At 66.3% G+C, this 21,710-nt stretch carries 24 protein-coding genes; 11 read left to right on the top strand and 13 right to left on the bottom strand.

Going from position 1 to position 21,710, the window contains the following annotated elements:
* Positions 1-4: 4 nt before the first annotated feature.
* Both AC3WJI_RS05740 and AC3WJI_RS05735 read right to left on the bottom strand, forming a co-directional pair.
* Positions 5-667, bottom strand: a complete 663-nt coding sequence (locus AC3WJI_RS05740) for an HAD family hydrolase (RefSeq protein WP_492756290.1) — start codon at positions 665-667, stop codon at positions 5-7.
* On the bottom strand, positions 664-1,332 hold the full coding sequence (locus AC3WJI_RS05735) for a YggS family pyridoxal phosphate-dependent enzyme (RefSeq protein WP_492756289.1): 669 nt from the start codon (positions 1,330-1,332) through the stop codon (positions 664-666). The genes AC3WJI_RS05740 and AC3WJI_RS05735 overlap by 4 nt, the downstream gene beginning before the upstream one ends.
* Positions 1,333-1,390: 58 nt before the next feature.
* Between AC3WJI_RS05735 and AC3WJI_RS05730 the strand changes: the two genes are divergently transcribed.
* Positions 1,391-1,906: a thiamine phosphate synthase gene (locus AC3WJI_RS05730; RefSeq protein ID WP_492756288.1), complete on the top strand. Its 516-nt coding sequence runs from the start codon at positions 1,391-1,393 to the stop codon at positions 1,904-1,906.
* A gap of 111 nt (positions 1,907-2,017) precedes the next feature.
* Here AC3WJI_RS05730 and AC3WJI_RS05725 read toward each other — a convergent pair whose 3' ends face one another.
* The gene (locus AC3WJI_RS05725; RefSeq protein WP_492756287.1) at positions 2,018-2,743 is read right to left on the bottom strand and encodes a hypothetical protein; all 726 of its coding nucleotides are present in this window, start codon (positions 2,741-2,743) and stop codon (positions 2,018-2,020) included.
* Between the two features lie 214 nt (positions 2,744-2,957).
* On the opposite strand from AC3WJI_RS05725, the gene AC3WJI_RS05720 reads away from it, so the two are divergent.
* From AC3WJI_RS05720 to holA, 4 genes are all read left to right on the top strand, one after another.
* On the top strand, positions 2,958-3,392 hold the full coding sequence (locus AC3WJI_RS05720) for a DUF3576 domain-containing protein (RefSeq protein ID WP_492756286.1): 435 nt from the start codon (positions 2,958-2,960) through the stop codon (positions 3,390-3,392).
* Between the two features lie 118 nt (positions 3,393-3,510).
* Entirely contained in the window at positions 3,511-6,015 is a 2,505-nt protein-coding gene (gene leuS, locus AC3WJI_RS05715; RefSeq protein WP_492756285.1) for a leucine--tRNA ligase, read from the top strand.
* The gene (lptE, locus tag AC3WJI_RS05710; protein ID WP_492756284.1) at positions 6,012-6,536 is read left to right on the top strand and encodes an LPS assembly lipoprotein LptE; all 525 of its coding nucleotides are present in this window, start codon (positions 6,012-6,014) and stop codon (positions 6,534-6,536) included. Before leuS ends, lptE begins: the two co-directional genes overlap by 4 nt.
* Positions 6,533-7,549, top strand: a complete 1,017-nt coding sequence (holA, locus tag AC3WJI_RS05705) for a DNA polymerase III subunit delta (protein ID WP_492756283.1) — start codon at positions 6,533-6,535, stop codon at positions 7,547-7,549. The genes lptE and holA overlap by 4 nt, the downstream gene beginning before the upstream one ends.
* On the opposite strand, the gene AC3WJI_RS05700 is transcribed toward holA, so the two are convergent.
* Genes AC3WJI_RS05700 through AC3WJI_RS05675 form a run of 6 tightly spaced genes read right to left on the bottom strand, consistent with a single transcriptional unit; the run spans position 7,550 to position 13,249 of the window.
* A complete protein-coding gene (locus AC3WJI_RS05700) occupies positions 7,550-8,443 on the bottom strand; it encodes a ParB/RepB/Spo0J family partition protein (protein WP_492756282.1) in 894 nt (297 codons plus the stop codon).
* Complete coding sequence (locus AC3WJI_RS05695; RefSeq protein WP_492756281.1) at positions 8,440-9,225, bottom strand: ParA family protein; 786 nt, start codon at positions 9,223-9,225, stop codon at positions 8,440-8,442. Before AC3WJI_RS05695 ends, AC3WJI_RS05700 begins: the two co-directional genes overlap by 4 nt.
* A complete protein-coding gene (gene rsmG / locus AC3WJI_RS05690; protein ID WP_492756280.1) occupies positions 9,222-9,845 on the bottom strand; it encodes a 16S rRNA (guanine(527)-N(7))-methyltransferase RsmG in 624 nt (207 codons plus the stop codon). Before rsmG ends, AC3WJI_RS05695 begins: the two co-directional genes overlap by 4 nt.
* Complete coding sequence (mnmG, locus tag AC3WJI_RS05685) at positions 9,842-11,671, bottom strand: tRNA uridine-5-carboxymethylaminomethyl(34) synthesis enzyme MnmG (RefSeq protein WP_492756279.1); 1,830 nt, start codon at positions 11,669-11,671, stop codon at positions 9,842-9,844. Before mnmG ends, rsmG begins: the two co-directional genes overlap by 4 nt.
* 55 nt (positions 11,672-11,726) lie before the next feature.
* Complete coding sequence (gene mnmE, locus AC3WJI_RS05680) at positions 11,727-13,016, bottom strand: tRNA uridine-5-carboxymethylaminomethyl(34) synthesis GTPase MnmE (protein ID WP_492756278.1); 1,290 nt, start codon at positions 13,014-13,016, stop codon at positions 11,727-11,729.
* A gap of 2 nt (positions 13,017-13,018) precedes the next feature.
* Positions 13,019-13,249, bottom strand: coding sequence for a DUF6489 family protein (locus AC3WJI_RS05675; RefSeq protein WP_492756277.1), 231 nt, complete (start codon positions 13,247-13,249; stop codon positions 13,019-13,021).
* 50 nt (positions 13,250-13,299) lie between these two features.
* Here AC3WJI_RS05675 and AC3WJI_RS05670 point away from each other — a divergent pair, with 50 nt between their 5' ends.
* Complete coding sequence (locus tag AC3WJI_RS05670; RefSeq protein ID WP_492756276.1) at positions 13,300-13,779, top strand: methylated-DNA--[protein]-cysteine S-methyltransferase; 480 nt, start codon at positions 13,300-13,302, stop codon at positions 13,777-13,779.
* Positions 13,776-14,471, top strand: a complete 696-nt coding sequence (locus AC3WJI_RS05665; RefSeq protein ID WP_492756275.1) for a dienelactone hydrolase family protein — start codon at positions 13,776-13,778, stop codon at positions 14,469-14,471. The genes AC3WJI_RS05670 and AC3WJI_RS05665 overlap by 4 nt, the downstream gene beginning before the upstream one ends.
* 49 nt (positions 14,472-14,520) lie before the next feature.
* Here AC3WJI_RS05665 and AC3WJI_RS05660 read toward each other — a convergent pair whose 3' ends face one another.
* From AC3WJI_RS05660 to hemE, 4 genes are all read right to left on the bottom strand, one after another.
* Positions 14,521-15,243 (bottom strand): TerC family protein, encoded by a 723-nt coding sequence (locus AC3WJI_RS05660; protein ID WP_492756274.1) that lies wholly within the window; start codon positions 15,241-15,243, stop codon positions 14,521-14,523.
* 251 nt (positions 15,244-15,494) lie between these two features.
* Complete coding sequence (gene rho, locus AC3WJI_RS05655; RefSeq protein ID WP_492756273.1) at positions 15,495-16,751, bottom strand: transcription termination factor Rho; 1,257 nt, start codon at positions 16,749-16,751, stop codon at positions 15,495-15,497.
* Between the two features lie 202 nt (positions 16,752-16,953).
* Positions 16,954-17,406 carry a CopD family protein gene (locus tag AC3WJI_RS05650; RefSeq protein WP_492756272.1) on the bottom strand — a complete coding sequence of 151 codons (453 nt, stop codon included), beginning with the start codon at positions 17,404-17,406 and terminating at the stop codon, positions 16,954-16,956.
* Positions 17,403-18,440 carry a uroporphyrinogen decarboxylase gene (gene hemE / locus AC3WJI_RS05645; protein WP_492756271.1) on the bottom strand — a complete coding sequence of 346 codons (1,038 nt, stop codon included), beginning with the start codon at positions 18,438-18,440 and terminating at the stop codon, positions 17,403-17,405. The genes AC3WJI_RS05650 and hemE overlap by 4 nt, the downstream gene beginning before the upstream one ends.
* A 454-nt stretch (positions 18,441-18,894) precedes the next feature.
* On the opposite strand from hemE, the gene AC3WJI_RS05640 reads away from it, so the two are divergent.
* The 4 genes from AC3WJI_RS05640 to coaE are packed head-to-tail and all read left to right on the top strand — an operon-like array spanning position 18,895 to position 21,705.
* Entirely contained in the window at positions 18,895-19,716 is an 822-nt protein-coding gene (locus AC3WJI_RS05640) for a pyruvate, water dikinase regulatory protein (RefSeq protein ID WP_492756270.1), read from the top strand.
* Positions 19,717-19,754: 38 nt separating this feature from the next.
* Entirely contained in the window at positions 19,755-20,309 is a 555-nt protein-coding gene (locus AC3WJI_RS05635) for a Maf family protein (protein WP_492756303.1), read from the top strand.
* Positions 20,306-21,115, top strand: a complete 810-nt coding sequence (locus AC3WJI_RS05630) for a shikimate dehydrogenase family protein (protein WP_492756269.1) — start codon at positions 20,306-20,308, stop codon at positions 21,113-21,115. Before AC3WJI_RS05635 ends, AC3WJI_RS05630 begins: the two co-directional genes overlap by 4 nt.
* Positions 21,112-21,705 carry a dephospho-CoA kinase gene (coaE, locus tag AC3WJI_RS05625; protein WP_492756268.1) on the top strand — a complete coding sequence of 198 codons (594 nt, stop codon included), beginning with the start codon at positions 21,112-21,114 and terminating at the stop codon, positions 21,703-21,705. The genes AC3WJI_RS05630 and coaE overlap by 4 nt, the downstream gene beginning before the upstream one ends.
* Positions 21,706-21,710: the final 5 nt, after the last annotated feature.

Genomic DNA, 21,710 nt, shown 5'->3' with positions numbered 1-21,710 from the left:
TCGGTCAGCCGATCAGCCGGGCGACCTCGTCAAAATCGGTCGCGATCGCCTGAACGCCGAGCGCGCGGAGGCGATCGGCATGGTCGGGCGCGCAGTGCGTGCCGGCGCACAGCCCGATGACATAGGCGCCGGAGGCCACCGCGCCGGTCACGCCGACCGGCGAATCCTCGAGGATCACGCAGCGGCGGATATCGGCGCCGAGCTCCTTGGCGGCGTGCAGATAGACATCGGGCGCCGGCTTGCCCCGCGCGACATGCTCGCGGCCGCTGAAGATCTTGTCCCCGAATGCGTCGCGCACGCCGAGATGGTCGAGATGCCGCGTGATCCACTCGGTGCTGCTCGACGAGGCGATCGCGCGGGGCAGGTCGAGCGGCAGGTTCTCGATGAAGCGGATCGCCCCGGCAACCGCGGGAAGCCCCTCTTCCAGCACGCGCTTGTCCTCGACCGCGCGGATCGCATGGAAATCGTCCGGGATCGGGCGGCCGATCCACGCCTCGATTGCGCTGAAGAAATCCGCGCCGGCCAAGCCCATGAAGTTGGCCATAGAATCCGCCGGCGTGGTGGGATGGCCGATGCTGGTCAGATATTCGGCGATCTGACGATTGCCGGCATATTCGCTCTCGAGCAGTACCCCGTCGAAATCAAAAATCATCGCATCGAACTTCACGCACGCTCTCCAAACAACGCAGTCCCGACGCGCACATGCGTCGCGCCGATCGTGACGGCGGTCTCGTAATCGCCCGACATGCCCATGCTGAGCCCGGCCACACCCGAATCGCGGGCAAGCTTGGCGAGCAGCGCGAAATAGGGCGCCGCCTCGACCTCGGCGGGGGGAATGCACATCAGCCCGGCGATCGGAAGCTCGGCGCTCCGCGCCTCGGCGAGGAGCGCGGGAAGATCGGCGACGAGACACCCGCCCTTTTGCGGCTCGTCGCCGATATTGACCTGGAGGAAGCAGGCGGGCCGCTTGTCGGCCTTGTCCATCGCGCGGGCAAGCGCAGTCACCAGCGACGGCCGGTCGACCGAATGGACCGCATCGAACAGTGCCACCGCTTCCTCGGCCTTGTTCGACTGGAGCTGGCCGATGAGGTGGAGCGCGATATCCGGAAGCGCCTCGCGCAGCGCGGGCCACTTCGCTGCGGCTTCCTGGACGCGGTTCTCGCCGAAGACGCGTTGGCCGGCGTCGAGCAGCGGCTGGATCGTGGCGTCGTCGTGCATCTTGGAGACGGCGATGAGCTCGATCGCTGCGGGTTCGCGCCCGGCTAGGCGTGCGGCACGGCCGATTTTCTCGCGAATATCGGCGAGCCGGGTTGGGGCGTCGTCTAGGGGCATGGCGCGCGCTATAGGCGGACCGATGCGCCCCCGCCACCCTTTGCCGCGCCTCTGGCTGATGACCGACGAGCGCATGGGCGATTTGCTGTGGGATGCACTCGACCGCCTGCCGCGGGGAAGCGGCGTGGTGTTCCGCCATTACAGCCTGCCCTCGGCCGAGCGCCGCGAACTGTTTGTAAAAGTGGCGAAAGTGACCCGGCGGCGCGGACTGCTGCTCGTGCGCGCGGGCGAGACGCGGCTCGGGCAGGAGGACGGCGTGCACGGACAGCGCGGGCTGGGGGTTCGGACCTATCCGGTCCACTCGCGGCGCGAAGCCGTGGCGGCGATGCGCGCTGGCGCCGACCTGCTATTCGTCTCGCCGATTTTCGCGACGCGATCACATCCCGGTGCGCGAGCGCTGGGAAGCGTGGGGCTGGGACTAACGGTCCGCGGACTGCCGGTGCCGGTCATCGCGCTGGGCGGGATGGATTCTCGACGCGCTGGCGGACTTCGTTCGCTCGGGATCTACGGCTGGGCGGCGATCGATGCGTGGGCGAATGGAACCTGCAAAGCGCCTATTCCCCGTTCGCCCTGAGCTTGTCGAAGGGCTGTACTTTTTCGGTCCCGAAGAAAGAACGGTGCTTCGACAAGCGCAGCACGAACGAGAATGGGGATCCACGGCAAGAAATCCGCAGTCGACCGAACGTCAGAAGCGGAAGGCAGTGCCCACATAGACCGCCTGGCTGTCGCGCCGATTGTCGGTCAGCTTGGGCAGGCGATCCTGCTCGCTCTTGTAGCGGACGCCCGCGGTGACATCCAAGTTGCGGGTCAGGGAATAGCTGCCGCCGACGTCGATCGAATAGCTCGGCTTGTCGCCGATCAACACCGGCGTGTTCGCCAGCGGCCGCTCGCTCGCGGCCTGGACGCGACCGGAGACGCGGCTGCCCGAATAGCTGACGCCGACATTGGCCCGCTCGGTGCTGCCCGGCTGGGTGACGAGTTCGACGCGAGTCACATCGCCGGCGACGGCGAAGCGCTTCCAACCGACCGACACGCCGAGATTATAGGCGATCGGGGCGAGGCTGACCGGCGTCGTCGCGATCGCATCATTGCGGCTGGCGATCGCAGTGGTGCGGGTCGAGCGAGCGCGGACCGCGACGGTCACGGCACGGCCGCCGCGGCGCGATTCGGACGGGGTGAAGCGGAAGCCCGATTCTGGCAGGCCGCTGCGTGCGAGGATCGCAGCGAGCTTGGGGTCAGCGGCGGCAGGCGTGAAGGTGCCGATGCCGCTGCGCAGCGCCGTCGCGGGCCGCTTGGCGAAGCCGCGCTCGACACGGCTATTTTCCTGTGCCTGGAGCGCCGGCGCGACGAAAGCACCGGCGGCGCAGATCGCCCCCAGTCCCATGATCGTCGCCCACCGTGCCAAACGCATTTTCATCCCCTTTTATGTAGAGGTGCCTACCATGATTCGGAAGCAAGGTTCCACAGGATGCTGAAATTTCGTGCCACTGTTGCCCGATGCCCACAGATTCGGCAGCGAATCGACCGCTTTGCCAGCGAATCCTCCGCGCGCTGCCGCCTTGCTCCCGCCACATGAGCCCCTATAGATGCGTTCGCTTATTTCTTTCGGGCTTAGGAATGTGTCGATGAACCGCCTGTTGCGCACCGCGATCCTGGGGTCGCTCGCTCTTTCGATCACCGCGTGCGGCGGCGGCAAGCGTCCGGAGGCGGACCTTGCCGCCTCGAAGGTCACGACGATCGGCGTCAATTCCTATCTGTGGCGCGCCAGCCTCGACACGCTGAGCTTCATGCCGTTGCTCCAGACCGATTCGAATGGCGGCGTCATCGTCACCGACTGGTACGTCAATCCGAACACCCCGGCAGAGCGGATGAAGGTCACCGTCACCGTGCTCGACCAGGACCTGCGTGCCGATGCGCTGCGCGTCGCGGCGCTGCGCGAAGTCAATCGCACCGGCCAGTGGGTCGCCGCGCCGGTCCAGGCCGCGACCGTCCAGAAACTCGAGGACATCATCCTGACGCGCGCCCGCGATCTGCGCCGCGCCGCCATCGCCAAGGACTGATCGCCCGCTCCTTCAGTACAGGCTGGCGCACTGCCCGGCCCGGACGTGCGCCGGGCGGGGTTGATCGCGCCTGCTCCGCTTCGTAGTGCCGGGGCGAGAATTTGAAGGAAATGCCCACGTGTCGCGGTTCAATGCGCTGAAGTCCGATTCACACTGGCAAAAGGTGTGGGAAGAATGCCGCACCTTCGCCGCGCGCGACGACAGCCCCAAGCCCAAGTCGTTCGTGCTCGAGATGTTCCCCTACCCTTCAGGGCGCATCCATATGGGGCATGTCCGCAACTATACGATGGGCGACGTGCTAGCGCGCTTCCGCCGGATGCAGGGCATGGAAGTGCTCCACCCGATGGGCTGGGACGCGTTTGGCATGCCCGCCGAAAATGCCGCGATGGAAAAGAAGGTCCATCCGGGCAATTGGACTCGCCAGAACATCGCGACGATGAAGGCGCAGTTGAAGCGCCTCGGCTTCGCGCTCGACTGGACGCGTGAGCTGGCGACCTGCGAACCCGACTATTATGGGCACGAGCAGGCGATCTTCCTCGATTTCTTCGAGAACGGGCTGGTCTATCGCAAGGAATCCGCGGTCAATTGGGACCCGGTCGACATGACCGTGCTCGCCAACGAGCAGGTGATCGACGGGCGTGGCTGGCGCTCGGGCGCCTTGGTCGAGCGCCGCAAGCTCAGCCAGTGGTTCCTCAAGATCACCCAGTTCGCCGACGAGCTGCTCACTGGCGTCCAGGGGCTCGAGCATTGGCCGGACAAGGTCAAGCTGATGCAGGAGAATTGGATCGGCAAGAGCGAGGGCCTGCGGTTCAAGTTCACCTTGAGCGACGGCGGCGAGGTCGAGGTGTTCACCACCCGCCCCGACACGATCTTCGGTTCGAGCTTCGTCGCGATCGCGGCGGACCATCCGATCGCGCAGAAGCTCGCCACCGGCAACCCTGAGGTGCAGGCGTTCATCGAGCGCTGCAAGCAGGGCGGCACCACCGCGGCCGAGCTCGAGACGCAGGAGAAGCTCGGCTTCGATACCGGGCTGCGCGCGACGCATCCCTTTGATTCGGGTTGGCAACTTCCGGTCTACATCGCGAATTTCGTGCTGATGGACTATGGCACCGGCGCGGTGTTCGGCGTGCCCGCGCACGACCAGCGCGATTTCGAATTCGCGACCAAATACGATCTGCCGATCCGCCGCGTCGTCTCCGATGGCGACAAGACCGCGCCCGACTTCCACGAGCAGGAAGCCTATACCGGCCCCGGCACGCTGGTGAACTCGCACTTCCTCGACGGGCTCGACGTCGCCGACGCCAAGCGCGCGGTGATCCAGCGCGCCGGAGAGGCCGGCTGGGGCAACGGCACCACGGTGTGGCGGCTGCGCGACTGGGGCGTCAGCCGCCAGCGTTACTGGGGGACGCCGATCCCGATCATCCATTGCGAGAGTTGCGGCCCGGTCGGCGTGCCGCGCGAGCAGCTGCCGGTGGTGCTGCCCGAGGATGTCTCGTTCGACATCCCCGGCAACCCGCTCGACCGCCATCCGACCTGGAAGCATGTCGACTGCCCGAGCTGCGGCAGCCCGGCGCGGCGCGAGACCGACACGCTCGACACTTTCGTAGATTCGTCGTGGTATTTCATCCGCTTCGCCAGCCAGCCGGGCGACAAGCCGTTCGACAAGGCGGTTGCCGAGCAATGGCTGCCGGTTGGGCAGTATATCGGCGGCGTAGAGCACGCGATCCTGCACCTGCTCTACGCCCGCTTCTTCACCCGCGCGCTGCAGCATATCGGCAAGCTCGACGTGGCCGAGCCTTTCGCGGGGCTGTTCACCCAGGGCATGGTGACGCACGAGACCTACAAGGCGCAGGACGGGCGCTGGCTCTCCCCCGAAGAGGTTCGCAAGGACAGCGCCGGCGCGGTCGAGATAGCATCGGGCGACGTCGCCGAGATCGGCCGCATCGAGAAGATGTCCAAATCGAAGAAGAACACCGTCGATCCCGAGCCGATCGTCGACCAGTACGGCGCCGACGCGGTGCGCTGGTTCATGCTGTCGGACAGCCCGCCCGAGCGTGACCTCGAATGGAGCGAGAACGGCATCGAGGGCGCATGGCGCTTCGTCCAGCGGCTGTGGCGGCTTTTCGACGGTCTCGAGGACGCGCAGGGCGAGGACAAGGAGCTCGACCGCAAGCTTCACCGTACCATCCATGGCGTCGCCGGCGACATCGAGGCGCTGACCTTCAACAAGTCGGTCGCGCGACTCTACGAGCTGGTCAACGCCATCGAGAAGGCGCCGCCCTCCGCCTCGCGGACCATTGCGATCCGCACGCTCGCCCGAATCGTCGCGCCGATGGTGCCGCATATCGCCGAGGAAGCCTGGGCAGCGATGGGCCAGCCCGGACTGATCGCCGACGCGGCCTGGCCCGAGGTCGATCCCGCCTTGCTCGTCGACGACGAAGTCACGATTGCCGTGCAGGTGAATGGCAAGCTGCGCGATACGCTGGTACTACCCAAGGGAACGCCGAAGGACGCGATCGAAGCCGCGGCACTCTCCGCCGACAAGATCGTTCGGACGCTCGAGGGCAAGCCGCCCAGAAAGGTGATCGTCGTGCCCGACCGTCTGGTGAACATCGTCGCATGAGGGCGATCGCACTGCTCAGCGCCGCGGCGCTGACGCTCTCGGGCTGCGGGCTGCGTCCGCTCTATAGCGGCGGCAGCGGCGGCACGGTGCCGTCGTTGCTCGCGTCGGTACAGGTCGCGCCGATCGAGGGACAATCGGGCTGGCTGGTCTCCAACGCGCTACGCGACCGGTTGCACGCCGGCGACACCTCGCCACGCTATCGGCTGGAGATCCAGCTCGACGACCAGATTTCCGGCCTCGGCGTGCGTCGCGACGACAGCGTCGCCCGCGAGCGCCGCGCGCTGCGCGCACGCTATCAGCTCGTCGACCTGGCGAGCGGCGCGGTCGTGCTCGACGCGACCGCGGGCTCGGACGCCGGCATCGACGTGGTCGGCTCCGAATATGCGACGATTGCCGCCGAGAAGAGCGCGCTCGAGCGACTCTCCGGGATCGTCGCCGACCAGATCATTGCGCGCGTGGCCCGCTACGCCCAATCGGGCGCGACGCCCGCAGGGGCGGCGCCTGGTACCGCGGGGCAATGAAGGCCAGCGCGGGGCAGATCCGCGCCGCCGTCGACAAGCCTGATCCGGCGACACGGCTATATCTGTTCCACGGCCCCGACGAGGCCGGCGCGGTCGAGCTTGCCGAGCGACTGGGACGCGCGCTCGGCCCCGATGCCGAGCGCATCGATCTCGACATGAAGGCGCTGCGCGAACAGCCTGGGCGCCTGGCGGATGAAGCCGCGTCGCTGTCGTTGTTCGGCACTGCACGATTCGTTCGCATCACTGGCGTGGAAGAAGGCGCGGGCGAGGCGATCGCATTGCTCCTCGCCGCCGAGCGCGCCGGCAACCCGGTGATCGCGATCGGGCCCGGACTCAAGGCGAGCGGCAAATTGGTGAAGGCGGCCATCGCCGCCCCCACCGCCCTGGCCTTTGCCTGCTATGTCCCCGAGGGCATCGACGCAGCCCGCCTGGCGACGACGGTGGCACGCGAGCACGGGCTGCGCCTAACCGGCGACGTACCGCAGCGGCTTGCTGCCGCGACCGGCGGGGATCGTGCGGTCCTTGCTCGCGAGGTCGAGAAGCTCGCCCTCTATCTCGATGCCGCGCCCGAGCGTCCTCGCGACGCCGACGGCGATGCCTTGGATGCGATCGGCGCCGACCTGGGCGATACCGAGCTGTTCCACGCGATCGACGCCGTACTCGATGGACGCGTCGCCGAGATCGGGAACGAACTGGCCGGATTGGGCGACGGCGTGGCGGTGCCGCTGATGCGGCAGTTGTCACGCCGCCTGATGACCCTGGCAGAGCTGCGCGCCGACATGGACCGTGGCGCCTCGGTCGACGAAGTGCTTGAAAAGCATCGTGTCTTCTTCCGCGAGAAGGCCGCGACGGGCCGCGCGCTGCGGCGCTGGAACGCCACGCAGATGGCACGGGCGATCCAACGCGTGCGCGAGACCGAGCGGGCGCTGATGCATTCGGGAAGCGCCGGGGAAGTACTCGCCGACGCGGAGTGCACTGCAATCGCCCGCGTCGCGGCGCGCGCGCGAGGCTGACTAGATCCGCTCGCCGGTGAGCCGCTGACAGACCATGTCGAGCTGGTCGAGCGTCGAATAGCTCAGCGTCAGCGTGCCGCCCTTTGCAGCATGGGCGATACGGACGTTGAGTCCCAAGACATCGCCTAATTGCCGCTCGAGCGCTTCGATGTCGGCATTGCGGAAGGCGGCATTGCCGTCCCCGCCTTTGCGCTGGCTGGCGGGCTTGACGTCGCGGGCGAGCCTTTCGGTATCGCGGACCGAAAGCCCCTTTTCGGCCACCGTGCGGGCAAGCCGTTCGGCGTCGGGCGCACCGATCAGCGCCCGCGCATGCCCCATCTCGATCGCGCCTTCAATCACCATCTGCCGGACAGGCTGCGGAAGATCGAGCAACCTCAGTAAGTTGGCGACATGGCTACGCGATTTGTGAACCAATCGGGCGAGCGCTTCCTGGGTATGACCGAATTCGCCGATCAGCCGGGCATAGGCCTCGGCCTCTTCGATCGCATTGAGGTCCTCACGCTGAATATTCTCGACAAGCGCGATTTCCATCGTCTCGGCATCGGTGAGCTCGCGGACGAGAACCGGCACCTCGTGCAGCCGCGCACGCTGCGCTGCGCGCCAGCGTCGCTCGCCCGCAACGATCTGATAGCTGTGGCCATGCGGGCGCACGACGATCGGCTGGATCAACCCGCGCGACGCAATAGATTCGGCGAGATCGTCGAGCGCCGCCTCATCGAAATGGCGGCGAGGCTGACCGGGGTGCGGCGCCATCGCGCTCACCGGAAGCATCCGCACGGCGGACCCGCTGCCGCGCTCGCCGCCGCCGGACACTGGAGCCTCGGCGACGCTATCTCCGAGCAGCGCGCTGAGGCCTCGCCCGAGGCCATGCTTGCGAGGAGTGGGATCGTTCATGCGGCTTTCCTCAGCTTCGGCAGGCGCTCGATCACTTCACGTGCCAGCGCGATATAGGCTTCGGACCCGGCGCAGCGGTAATCGTAGATCAGCGCCGGCATGCCGTGACTCGGCGCCTCCGACAGGCGCACGTTGCGCGGGATCACCGTATCAAAGACGACCTTGCCGAGTACCGCGCGAACGTCGTCGGCTACTTGGTCGGTAAGGCGGTTGCGACGGTCGTACATCGTCAACGCGACGCCGAGGATCGACAGGCCAGGATTGAAGCGGCTCCGAATCCGGTCGATCGTGCTGAGCAATTGGCTCAACCCCTCGAGCGCGAAGAACTCGCATTGAAGCGGCACCAGAAGCGCGTGCGCCGCGACCATGGCATTGATCGTCAGCAGGCCGAGCGATGGCGGGCAATCGATCAGCACCACGTCCCAACGAGCCGCAGCGTGACGCGCCAGCGCCGCATCAAGGCGATGCGTACGGGCTTCGAATTCAATCAACTCGATCTCCGCTCCGGACAGGTCTTGCGTCGCCGGGACGATGTCGAGCCGCGGCACCTTGGTGGCGATCGCCACGTCGTCGAGGCTCGCGCTGCCGACGAGCAAATCATATGTTGAATGCTGGTCGCGCTCGGCGCGGCCGATGCCCAGCCCCGTCGATGCATTACCTTGCGGATCGAGATCGAGTAGCAGAACTCTACTTCCGGTTGCAGCGAGCGCAGTGCCGACGTTGATCGCAGTGGTGGTTTTACCCACCCCGCCCTTCTGGTTCGCGATTGCTATGCAGATCATCTGGGCTGCACCTTCCGGGCTACCACGATACCGGAATCCGGTTGGGTAACGCTTGGTTCCACGTGGAACACACCTTGCCATTTCCGACGTGCGGCATCTACCTCGGACTGCGCATTTCGTCCCTTTGGCAGTATCCAAATTGTGGATAGATCGCTGCAATGCTGCGCCGACTTGAGGAGTTGCGATAGCTCGGCAACGGCGCGCGCCGAAATTACTGAGACCGGGGTTTTGGATCTGAACGCTTCCACGCGGCCCTTTTCGATTGACACTCGCGGGCTCAGCCCCAGCGCGCCAACGACACTCTCCAGAAATGCAACACGGCGTGCGCGGGGTTCGCAGAGGACAACCTCTTGGTCGGTGAGGATGCCTACCACCATCCCCGGAAGCCCGGCGCCGCTGCCAATATCAAGCCACGCGCCCTCTTTTGCGTCCGTAGCGATTGGCACGAGCTGCGCGGAATCGACGATATGACGCGCCCACATGCCCGTTAGCGTGGAAGAAGCCACGAGGTTTTGCTCCTCGGCCTCAGCAGCAAGCATTTCAGCATATTTTGCCAGGAGCGTTTCACGTGGAACGCCGAAACGCTCCCTAATCCACACCCGCGCCTCTTCTTCGGTCATGCGGAAGCCCTGCGCGCGCGAAGAAGGATGGCCGATAGCGCCGCCGGAGTAACGCCGCGTATTCTCGATGCGGCTCCCAAGGTCTGCGGGCGCGCGGCGCTGAGCTTTTCAACCATCTCGTTCGACAAACCAGGAATGGCGGCAAAGTCCAGATCAGAACCTAGACGCACAGAATCGTTGCTCCGTAATTGGGCTACCTCAGCGGCCTGCCGCTCAAGATAAGGCGCATAGCGGGCGTCCTCGATGAATTCCGCTAACAAGGGCGTGGGCTCGACGTCGAGCGCGAGATGATCCAGCTCAACGCCGGAAAACCGCAACCATTCCTTTGCAGAGCGACGTGCGCCATCGAGACCGACCGGAGCGCCGCGGGAATTAATTGCAGACGCCGTTAGTGGGGCGCGGAACACGGCCTCGAGCCGAGCGCGTTCCTCCACGTGCGTGCGTTGTCGGACAATCCGGTCGTGCCCCAAGAGTCCCAACTGCGCGCCTAGGTCGCCCAGCCGAGTCTCGGCGTTGTCCGCACGCAGCCGAAGCCGGAACTCGGCGCGCGCGGTCAGCATGCGATAGGGCTCGGTGACGCCCTGCAAGACGAGGTCGTCGACCATTACACCGAGATAACTCGTCGCTCGGTCCAAGACCAAGCTGTCGAGATCGCAAGCAAACGCCGCCGCGTTCGCACCGGCGACCAGCCCCTGCCCCGCCGCCTCTTCATATCCGGTCGTGCCGTTGATTTGTCCTGCGCAGTAGAGGCCGGCTATTTCTGGAAGGGCGAGTGTCGTATCCAGTGCACGCGGGTCTAGATAATCATATTCGACCGCATACCCTGGCGTCACGATTGCGGCGCGCTCGAGTCCAGCGACGGTCGCGACCATTGCCTGTTGGACGTCGACCGGAAGCGACGTAGACATGCCGTTGGGATATATCAGATGGGTGTCCAGGCCTTCGGGCTCTAGGAAGATCTGATGTCCATCGCGATCTCCGAAGCGATGCACCTTGTCTTCGATCGACGGACAATAGCGTGGACCCTGCGCGTCGATGGCACCCGTGAATAATGGCGATCGATCAAGCCCCGCGCGGATGACATCATGCGTCGACGTCGTGGTTCGCGTGACGCCACAATGTAGCTGTGGGAGGGTCCGCCGCCGCGTGACTGGTGACATGGTCCACGGATCTTCGTCCGACGGCTGCTCGGCAACACGCGCCCAATCGATCGTCCGACCATCGATGCGCGGCGGCGTGCCCGTCTTGAGCCTTGCCATCGGCAATGCGAGTTCACGCAGCTGTCCAGCCAACTGCGTCGCGGCGGCTTCCCCGACTCGGCCACCGGCCGCGCGCTCCTCGCCCCGGAAGATGCGGCCGCCCAGGAACGTCCCTGTGGCCAGCACAACGGACCTGGCGTGAAGTAGAGTGCCGTCTGCCAGCCGCACTCCGGCGATCGCGCCCGCGTGCACCTCGAGCGCGAACGCTTCGCCGGCCACCAACGTTAGATCGGCTTGCGCGTTGAGCATCGCCTGGATCGCGGCCGCATAACGCACTCGGTCGGCCTGGACACGGGGCCCCTGCACCGCGGTGCCTTTGCTCCGATTTAGCATGCGATAATGGATGCCGGCGGCGTCTGCCGCGCGTGCGATGAGGCCGTCGAACGCATCGACCTCGCGGACTAGATGCCCCTTCCCGAGCCCCCCGATTGCCGGGTTGCATGACATCGCACCTAGGTTGGCGAGGTCGAAGCTGAGTAATGCCGTCTTCGCGCCGCGCCGCGCAGACGCAGCGGCGGCTTCGGTGCCGGCATGGCCCCCGCCGATGACGATCACATCGAATTGCATGCAGCCGCGCTACCGCGTCTCGGCCCTCAGGTCAAAAGCGTTCCACGTGGAACATTTATTTGCCAATGCAGAATTGTGAAAACAGCGCGTCGAGCATCGCCTCGACACCCGCGCGTCCCGTGATCGCATCGAACGCATGTCGCGCCGCGCGAAGTTCCTCGGCCAGGATCAGCAGATCATGTTGCACCGCAGCACGTCCAAGCGCGGCCGCCGCAGCGATCGCCAGGCCTCGTTGTCGTTGGTTGAGCGCAAGCTCGTCTTCCGGAGGCAATAGCTGAACCGCCAGCGCGTCGAGCCGCGCCCATAACGCATCCAACCCCGCCCCCGTCGCGGCCGATACAGCGAGGTCCGCCGACGTCGGGGCCGCCCGTTCCGGGACGTCACAGCGCGCATGCAGCCAGAGCACCTTCGAATGCGACGGCGGCGGCGCATCGCCCAGCCAGAGCACGACATCGGCTGCCTCGAGCGCCGCGCGGGTGCGATCGATACCGATGGCCTCGATCGGGTCCGCGGTCTGCTCGGCAAGACCCGCGGTATCGATCAGCAGCCAGGCAACGCCGCGCCGCACCACCGGCACCTCGATCCGGTCGCGCGTGGTACCGGCGATCGCCGAGACGATCGCCGCCTCGCGCTCGGCCAGCGCGTTGAGCAAGGTCGACTTGCCGGCATTGGGCGGCCCGGCAAGGACGACGCGCAGTCCATCGCGCAGCCGCTCGATCGGCGGTCGCGCGGTGACCTCGGCGATGTCCCGTGCGAGAGCCGCAGCGGCGGCGTGAAGCTCGGCAAGCGTCTCTGCCTCCGCGGCGACATCGTCCTCGTCGCTGTGATCGAGCTGCGCCTCGACCTGCGCGGACAATGCCAGCAATCGCCGGTTCCAGCCTTCCACGGCATGGCGCAAGGCGCCTTCGGTCGCGCGTACCGCCATGCGCCGCTGCGCCTCGGTTTCCGCCTGAAGGAGGTCGCCGAGCCCCTCGGCCTCGCTGAGATCGATTCGGCCGTTCGCCAAAGCACGCCGCGTGAACTCGCCCGGTTCGGCCTGCCGGAGCCCGTCAATCGCACCGAGCGCCGCCGCTACCGCGCGCACCACCGCGCGGCCGCCGTGCAGATGCAGCTCGACCAGGTCCTCCCCGCTCGCGCTCTTGGGACCAGGAAAGGTCAGGACCAGCGCGCGATCGAGCAGCAGCCCCGTCGCCGGATCGTGGAGCGGTCGAAGTCCCGCGCGGCGCGGCTCGGGTAGAGTGCCCGCCAGCAGTTCGGCGGCGTCGAAGGCTGCGGGCCCGCTTACGCGCAGCACGGCGATGGCAGCCGGCGGCGCACCGCTCGACACCGCGAAGATCGTGTCCATGTTCAGCCGCTTTTGTTGCCGCTTTCCAGCATCGTGCGCCAGAAGTTCATCGTCCCCTCGCCCATCGGCCCCCAATTGCGGATCATGTCGGCAAAGCCTTCGGGGGTTCCTTGCTTCTCCACGGCTTCGACCATCATCTGGACATAGCGGTCGTGCACCGGCGACAGGTCCGGAAGCCCCATCGCGCGGCGCGCCTCCTCGGGCGTGCAATCGACTTCGAGATTGATCTTCATGCGGCCGTCTCCGTTGCGCGGGCCGCGGAGCGGCTGCTAGGTCTTAGGCCATGTATGCGCGCGACCATGCCGGAATCGCAACGCCCATTGGACTCGTCCGGGTGGAAGGGGACGAGCAGGCATTGGGCGCGATTCGCATCGGTGGCGATGGAGCGCCTAGCAGGGGCAGTGCCGCAGCAGTCCGTGCCGCCGCCGAGCAGCTCGAGCAATGGTTTGCCCGCGAACGGGAGGCATTCGACGTCGCGCTCGAACCGGCGGGTACGCCACGCGGCAAGGCATTGCGTGCCGGGCTGATCGCCGTCGGCTATGGCGAGACGCTGAGCTATGGCGCGCTCGCGCTGCGGCTCGGATCGAGCCCGCGCGCGATCGGCCAGCTCTGCGCGCGCAATCCCTTCCCGATCCTCGTCCCCTGCCACCGCGTGCTCGGCAGCGGCGGCGCGCTCGGCCATTATTCGGCCGGCGACGGACCCAAGACCAAATCCTGGCTGCTCGAGCATGAGCGGCGCGACTTCGGAGACACCTTGTTATGACGATCCAGATCGACGCGACCGACCACAGCGGCAGCTTCGACGCTTATGTTGCCGAGCCCGCGAGCACCCCGCGTGGCGCAATCGTGGTGATCCAGGAGATTTTCGGGGTGAACCCCGGGATCCGCAAGAAGTGCGACGGCTGGGCCGCGGCGGGCTATCTGGCAGTGGCGCCCGACCTATTCTGGCGGCTCGAACCGGGAATCGAGCTCGACCCCGACGTGCCCGAGCAGTTCCAGCAGGCGCTCGGCTGGATGAACCAGTTCGACCAAGGGAACGGAATCGAGGACATCGAAGCGACGATCAAGGCGGCGCGTGCCAGGCTGGGCGGCACCGGCAAGGTCGGCGTGGTCGGCTATTGCCTCGGCGGCCGCCTCGCCTTCATGACCGCGGCGCGTACCGATGCCGATGCCAGCGTCGGCTACTACGGCGTCGGTATCGACAATCTGCTCGGCGAGAAGCACGCGATCGCCAAGCCAGTGCTGCTCCACATCCCCCAGGCCGACCATTTCGTCACGCCCGAGGCGCAGGCGAAGATGCACGAGGGCCTGGATGACCACCCCAAGGTCACGCTGTACGACTATCCCGGCGAGGATCACGGCTTCGCCGCCGAGATGGGCAAGCGCCGCTCGGAAACGGCGGCGCAACTAGCGGACAAGCGAACGGCGGAATTCTTCGCCGAGCATATCGGCTAGAGCTTTCGCCGCCCCGACGCTAGGCCGGGGCGGCGATTAGCCGGAAGCGTCATGCAAAGAAGCTGGTGATCCCCGGTGTCTCGTGGCTGCCGACCCAGCCTTCGTAGATCATCCGGAACGCGACGAAGACGATCACCGCGAGGCCGACATAGGCGATCCACTTGTAGCGATCGATCAGCTTGGCGATCACGTTGGCGGCGATCCCCATCAAAGCGACCGAGAGCAGCAGCCCGACGACGAGAATGCCGGGATGCTCCCGCGCGGCGCCCGCGACGGCAAGGACATTGTCGAGGCTCATCGAGACGTCGGCGACGGCGACGGCCCAGGCCGCAGCTGCGAAGCTGCGTGCCGGCTTGAGCCCCGAATGCTCATCGCCGCCGATCTCCGCCGAGCCCTCGCTATGGCTGCCGGCGCGGATCTCGCGCCAGAATTTCCAACTCACCCAGAGCAGCAGCAGTCCGCCGGCGAAGATCAGCCCGACGATCCCCATCAGCCAGCTGACGACGAGCGCAAAGGCGATCCGCAGCAGCAACGCCGCGCCGATGCCGATCAGGATGACCTTCTTGCGCTGGTCGGCGGGAAGCCCCGCAGCTAGCGCGCCGACGACGATCGCATTGTCGCCGGCCAGCACCAGATCGATCATCAGCACCGAGCCGAACGCGGCGAGCCGGGCCGGATCGCCGAGATTGGAGAAATCGGCGACGATGTGCTGCCAGATGTCGGCGGGGGAGCCGATGCCGGATGCGGCGGCGCTGAGGATCAGGTCGAGCATAGTCCCTGCCTAGCGTGATGCGGATGGCATGCAAGCCTTCTAACTCCCCTCCCTGAAAGGGAGGGGGCGGGGGTGGGTGCGAGCGTCAGCGAGCCCAACGAGATGCGTCGAAAAGAAAAGGCCGGGCATCGAGCCCGACCTTTTCTAAACCCACCCATGATCGGGTGAACAGCGCCCCGCGCTGTTCAGGCAATGCCGGGGGCATGGCCGACCCGATCATCCCTCCCTTTCAGGGAGAGGGAAAACAAGGACTATTGATTCATCGAGTCGAAGAAGTCCTCGTTGGTCTTCGAATCCTTCATCTTGTCGAGCAGGAATTCCATCGCGTCGATCGTGCCCATCTGCATGAGGATGCGGCGCAGCACCCACATCTTGGTGAGCTTGGCCTTGTCGACGAGCAATTCTTCCTTGCGGGTACCCGACTTGCCGACGTCAAGCGCCGGGAAGATGCGCTTGTCCGCCACCTTGCGATCGAGCACGATTTCCGAGTTGCCGGTGCCCTTGAACTCTTCGAAGATGACTTCGTCCATGCGACTGCCGGTGTCGATCAGCGCGGTGGCGATGATCGAGAGCGAGCCCCCTTCCTCGATGTTGCGCGCGGCGCCGAAGAAGCGCTTGGGGCGCTGGAGCGCGTTGGCGTCCACGCCGCCGGTCAGCACCTTGCCCGAGCTCGGCACCACGGTGTTGTAGGCGCGGCCGAGGCGCGTGATCGAGTCGAGCAGGATCACTACGTCCTTCTTGTGCTCGACCAGGCGTTTCGCCTTTTCGATCACCATTTCAGAGACTTGCACGTGGCGCTGGGCCGGCTCGTCGAAGGTCGAGCTGATCACCTCGCCCTTCACGCTGCGCTGCATGTCGGTGACTTCCTCGGGACGCTCGTCGATGAGCAGCACGATCAGGAAGACCTCGGGATGATTGTCGGTGATCGCCTTGGCAATGTTCTGGAGCAGAACCGTCTTACCGACGCGCGGCGGCGCGACGATCAATGCGCGCTGGCCCTTGCCCTGCGGCGCGACGATGTCGATCACGCGCGCCGACTTGTCCTTGACCGTGGGATCGAGACTGTCGAGCGTCAGCTTTTGCTCGGGGTAAAGCGGGGTGAGATTGTCGAAATTGACGCGGTGACGGACCGCATCGGGATCGTCGAAATTGACCGAGACCAAGCGGGTGAGCGCGAAATAGCGCTCGCCGTCCTTGGGGCCGCGGATCTCGCCTTCGACCGTGTCGCCGGTGCGCAGGCCGAATTTGCGGACCTGGTTGGGCGAGACATAGATATCGTCGGGACCTGCGAGATAGTTCGCCTGCGGGCTGCGCAGGAAGCCGAAGCCGTCAGGGAGCACTTCGATCGTGCCCTCGCCCATGATCTGCTCGCCATTCTCGGCCTGGGCCTTGAGGATCGCGAACAGAAGATCCTGCTTGCGCAAGGTCGATGCGCTTTCGACGCCCAGCTCCTCGGCCATCGAGACCAATTCTGCGGGCGGGGTTTTCTTGAGTTCCTTGAGGTGCATGGGGAGTCCGGGTGCTGGGAAGCTATGGGGAGAGCGTCGGTCGGCGGATGCGCGCGGTGGGCGATGCTGGAAGGAAGGAACCGCCGCCTGGAAGAGCGTTCGGCCTAGGTCGCGAATTAGGTGTCGCCCTCTCCCAAGTCAACGGGGCATCGCACCGATTCGCGCGCAGGAAAATTGCGAAAAGCGCAGGCGCGCCGCAAAATTAGAACGGTTTTACCACCGCGAGCACGACGATCACCACGACAGCGAGCGCCGGCACTTCGCCGAGCAGTCGCAAGCGGCGTGGCGGAATTGCGCCCTGGCCCCTGGCGAGCTTCTTCGAATAGCCGACCGCCCAGCCATGATAGCCACTCAGCGCCACCACGAAGAGCAGTTTCGCATGGAGCCAGCCGAGCCCCGGCTGGCCGTCGAGCAACCCGACATTGACGGCAAGCGTAAGTCCGAGCAGCCAGACGATCGCCACCGAGGGCACGAGGATCATCCGGCGGAGCAATGCCTCGCGTTTTTCCCAAGCCGCGGCCTCGGGCGTGCCCAGCGCCTCCTGATGGTGGACGAGATAGCGCGGCAGCAGGAACAGCCCCGCCATCCAGAAGATGACGAAGATGATGTGGAACGCCTTGATCCACAGATAGGCGCTGCCCAGAAATCCGGTCATCTTCCCCCCCGCACCAGCGCCATTAATTGCTCGACATGCCCGATCGGCGTGTCGGGCAGGATACCGTGGCCGAGATTGAACACGTGCGGGCGCTCTGCAAAGGCCGAAAGAATGCGATCGATCGCGCTGTCCAACGTCGCGCCGCCAGCGATCAGTGCGAGTGGATCGAGATTGCCCTGGACCGGCAGATGCTCCGGCAGCGAGGCATGCGCCCAGGCTGGGTCGACGGTCTCGTCGACGCCGATCGCGTCCACCCCGGTCTCCCGCGCATAGGCCGGGAGCTTGCCGCCAGCGCCCTTGGGGAAGCCGATCACCGGCACGTGCCGCGCACGACCGTGCAACGCCGCGACGATCCGCGCGGTCGGCGCGATCACCCACTGCTCGAACTGCGCCGGGCTGAGGCTGCCCGACCAGCTGTCGAACAATTGTACCGCCTCGACCCCCGCTGCGATCTGTCCGAGCAGATAGTCGATCGTGCAATCGGCGATGCGGTCGACCAGCGCCTGCATCAGCGCCTGGTCGCGATAAGCCAATCGGCGTGCCTCGGCCTGTTCGCGGCTGCCCTGGCCCGTGATCATATAGGTGGCGACGGTCCAGGGGCTGCCGGCAAAGCCCAGGAAGGTGGTCTGGGGCGGCAATTGCGCGGCGACCCTCCGGACAGTGCCGTAGATCGGTTCGAACTTCTCAGGCGAGTGCTGGAGGGCGTCCAGCACCGCGCGCGCCTGCACGGTCGGGGCGAGCCGCGGGCCCTCGCCGGTCTCGAACCACAGATCCTGCCCCAGCGCCATCGGGACGATCAGGATGTCGGAGAACAGGATCGCGCCGTCCATGCCGAAGCGGCGGATCGGCTGGAGCGTGATCTCGGCGGCGGCCTCCGGGTCCAGCGCCAGCGCGAGGAACCCGCCTTTCTCCTCACGGAGGGCACGATATTCGGGGAGATAGCGCCCGGCCTGGCGCATCAGCCAGATTGGCGGGACTGGCTGGCGCTGGCCCTTGAGCGTCGCGAGCAGGGGCTTGGTGGGATCGGCGTGCATCGCGCGGTCTCTGCACCGTCCCAGCGGCCAGTTCCAGTCCGTTCGCCCTGAGCTTGTCGAAGGGCGGCATGCCCGGGTCGTGAGGCCGGAGAGTCGTGCTTCGACAAGCTCAGCACGAACGGGCGATTGGATGTCCGAAGCCCATCCGCGACCCGAACCCAATATCTATAAGAAAGAGAATCTATAGGTTGTTGGAGTCAGTAGGCGCGTGGAAGCCGGGAAACCCGGAATCGCCCAAGGCTTTCCCACAGATTGACTCCATCGCCGCCACGCAGCGCCTCGGATTCGGGGACACGCTCCCCGCTTTCCACAGCCTGTGCATCGGAACGGGGGCCTGGGGACGGGGTTGTGGAAGAAACTGCGCCGATGCCTCGGTTTCGACGCGCTTGGCCGCTGCGCCTGGTTGCGCTAGCGGCTGTCCGGCATGTTTTCCACAGATTCACGCACGGCCTGAATGCGGCTCCATCTCCATTTGCTTTCCGACTCCACCGGCGAGACGCTGGAGAATATCGCCAAGGCCGCGCTTGCGCAGTTCGACGATGTCGAAACGCTGCGGCACTTCTGGCCGATGGTGCGCAGTGAGGCGCATCTCGAGCGGATCCTGCAGGAAATCGCGCAAAATCCTGGGCTGGTGATCTTCACCTTGGTCAATGCCGATGTCCGCCGCACGCTCGAGAGCCGCTGCCGCGCGATGGGGCTGCCGGCGATCGCGCCGCTCGATCCGGTCAGCCATGCGCTGTCGGGGTTGCTCGGCCAGGAAGCCAAGGCGCGGCCGGGTCGGCAGCACACGCTCGACGCCGCCTATTTCGCGCGCGTCGACGCGATCCAGTTCACCATCGCGCATGACGATGGCATCGGCGCCGACGATTGGGAGGAATGCGACATCGTCCTGGCCGGCGTGTCGCGCTCGTCCAAGACCCCGACCTCGATCTATCTCGCCAATCGCGGTTACAAGACCGCCAATATCCCGATCGTCGTCGAATCGCCGCCGCCGCCGCAATTGTTCGGTCTCAAGCATCCTTTGGTGGTTGGGCTCACCACCAGTGCCGACCGGCTGGTGCAGATCCGCCGCAACCGGCTGCTGTCGCTCAACCAGAGCCCGGAGACGGCCTATGTCGACCAGGATTCGGTCCAGCGCGAGATCGCCTATGCGCGCCGCATGTTCGCCGACAATGGCTGGCCGGTGATCGACGTCACCCGGCGGTCGATCGAGGAGACCGCGGCGGCGATCATCCAATTGTGCAACGAGCGCACCTTGCGCGCGCGCGACTCATGAACCTCGTGCTCGCTTCGCAGAGCGCCTCGCGCCGGGCGATGCTCGATGCGGCCGGCGTACAGCATGAGGCCGTCGCCGCGCAGGTTGACGAGGCTACTGCCAAGGAATCGCTGATCGCCGGCGGTATCTCCGCGCGCGACTTGTCGGACGCGCTCGCCGAGTTGAAGGCGCTCAAGGTCTCGCGGATGGCCCCGGGCGCGCTTGTGCTCGGCGGCGATTCGGTCGTCGCCCTCGACGACGGCACCCTGCTCGACAAGCCGGTGAGCCTCGAAAATGCCGCCGAGCATCTCCGCAGGATGTCGGGCCGCCACCACGATATCTATTCCGCGGCGGTGATCGCGGAGAACGGCCATGCCGTCTGGCGGCATGTCGATCGCGCGCGGCTGTTCGTCCGGCCGCTGTCCGAGGATTTCATCGCGCGCTATCTCGACTTGGAATGGCCGGCGATCGCGGCTTGTGTCGGCTGCTTCCGCATCGAGGGGCCCGGCGTGCAATTGTTCAGCCGCACCGAAGGCAGCCATTTTACGATACTCGGCATGCCGTTGCTGCCCTTGCTCGACTATCTGCGCGTGCGAGGCGTTCTGACGTCATGACACCCTATGCCGAAGTGATCGGCGACCCGATCGCCCATTCAAAATCGCCGCTGATCCACGGCTTCTGGCTCGACGCGCTCGACATCCATGCCGAATACCGCCTGGCGCACGTCACCCCCGACGCGCTGGCCAGCTATTTCGAGTCGCGGCGCGCTGATCCCGCCTGGCGCGGCTGCAACATCACCATCCCGCACAAGCAGGCCGCGCTCGACCATGTCGAGGATCGCGGCAATGTCCGCGGCTCGATCGGCGCGATCAACACCGTGATGCGCGGCGACGACGGCGCACTGGTCGGCACCAACACCGATGCCGGCGGCTTCTACGCGCCGATCGCCGGGCTCGACCTCGAAGGCCGCCACGCGGTGGTGATCGGCGCCGGCGGTGGCGCCCGCGCGATCCTGTTCGCGCTGTCGAAGGTAGGGATCGGCCGCGTCACTGTCCTCAATCGCAATGTGCTCAAGGCGGCAGCGTTGCTGTCGAGCTTCGGGATCAAGGGCGACGCGGTGCCGCTCGGCAGTCCGCTGCCGCCTGCCGACCTGTTGGTCAATGCCAGCGCGCTGGGGATGCAGGGCCAGCCGCCGCTCGAGCTCGACCTGGCGCCGCTTCCTGAGCATGCCGTGGTCTACGATATCGTCTATGCGCCGCTCGAAACCGCGCTGCTCGCCCAGGCGCGCGCGCGCGAGCTCGACACGGTCGACGGGCTCGACATGCTGATCGGCCAGGCCGCGCTGGCGTTCGAATTGTTCTTCGGTGCCGAGCCGCCGCGCGACCGCGACGAGGCGCTGCGCGACCTGCTCACGCGATGATCACGGTCGGCCTCACCGGCTCGATCGGAATGGGCAAGTCGACCGTGGCGCAGATGTTCGCCGACGAAGGCGTGCCGGTGTTCGACGCCGACGAGACCGTGCACCGGCTCCAGGGCCCCGGCGGCGCGCTGATCGAGTCGATCGAGGCGGCGTTTCCCGATACCACCGGTCCTGAGGGCGTCGACCGCACTGCGCTCCGCGAGGCGGTGTTCGGCGATGAGGCGGCGTTCGCCCGGCTCGAGGCGTTGGTCCACCCCGCCGTCGCCGCGGCGCGCGACGCTTTCCTCGCCGCGCACCGCGATGCACCTGTCGTGGTGCTCGACGTGCCCCTGCTGTTCGAAGCAGGCGGCTGGGCGCGGGTCGACAAGGTCGTCGTGGTTTCGGCGCCGCCCGAAGTGCAGCGCGCGCGCGTGCTTGGGCGACCCGGCATGACCGTCGAGCGCTTCGAGGCGATCCTGGTCCGCCAGCTCCCCGACGCGGAAAAGCGCGCCCGTGCCGACTTCGTGATCGCCACCGACACGCCGCTGGCGGAGACTCGCGAGCAGGTGCGTGCGGTCCTGGCTTGCCTAGCCGCGCCGGCAGGCCGATAAGGCGG

It is taken from the genome of Sphingomonas sp. FW306-1B-B10E (assembly GCF_058782005.1).
Note: the sequence above shows the minus strand (reverse complement) of the source record. Positions and strands in the feature narration are given on the sequence as shown.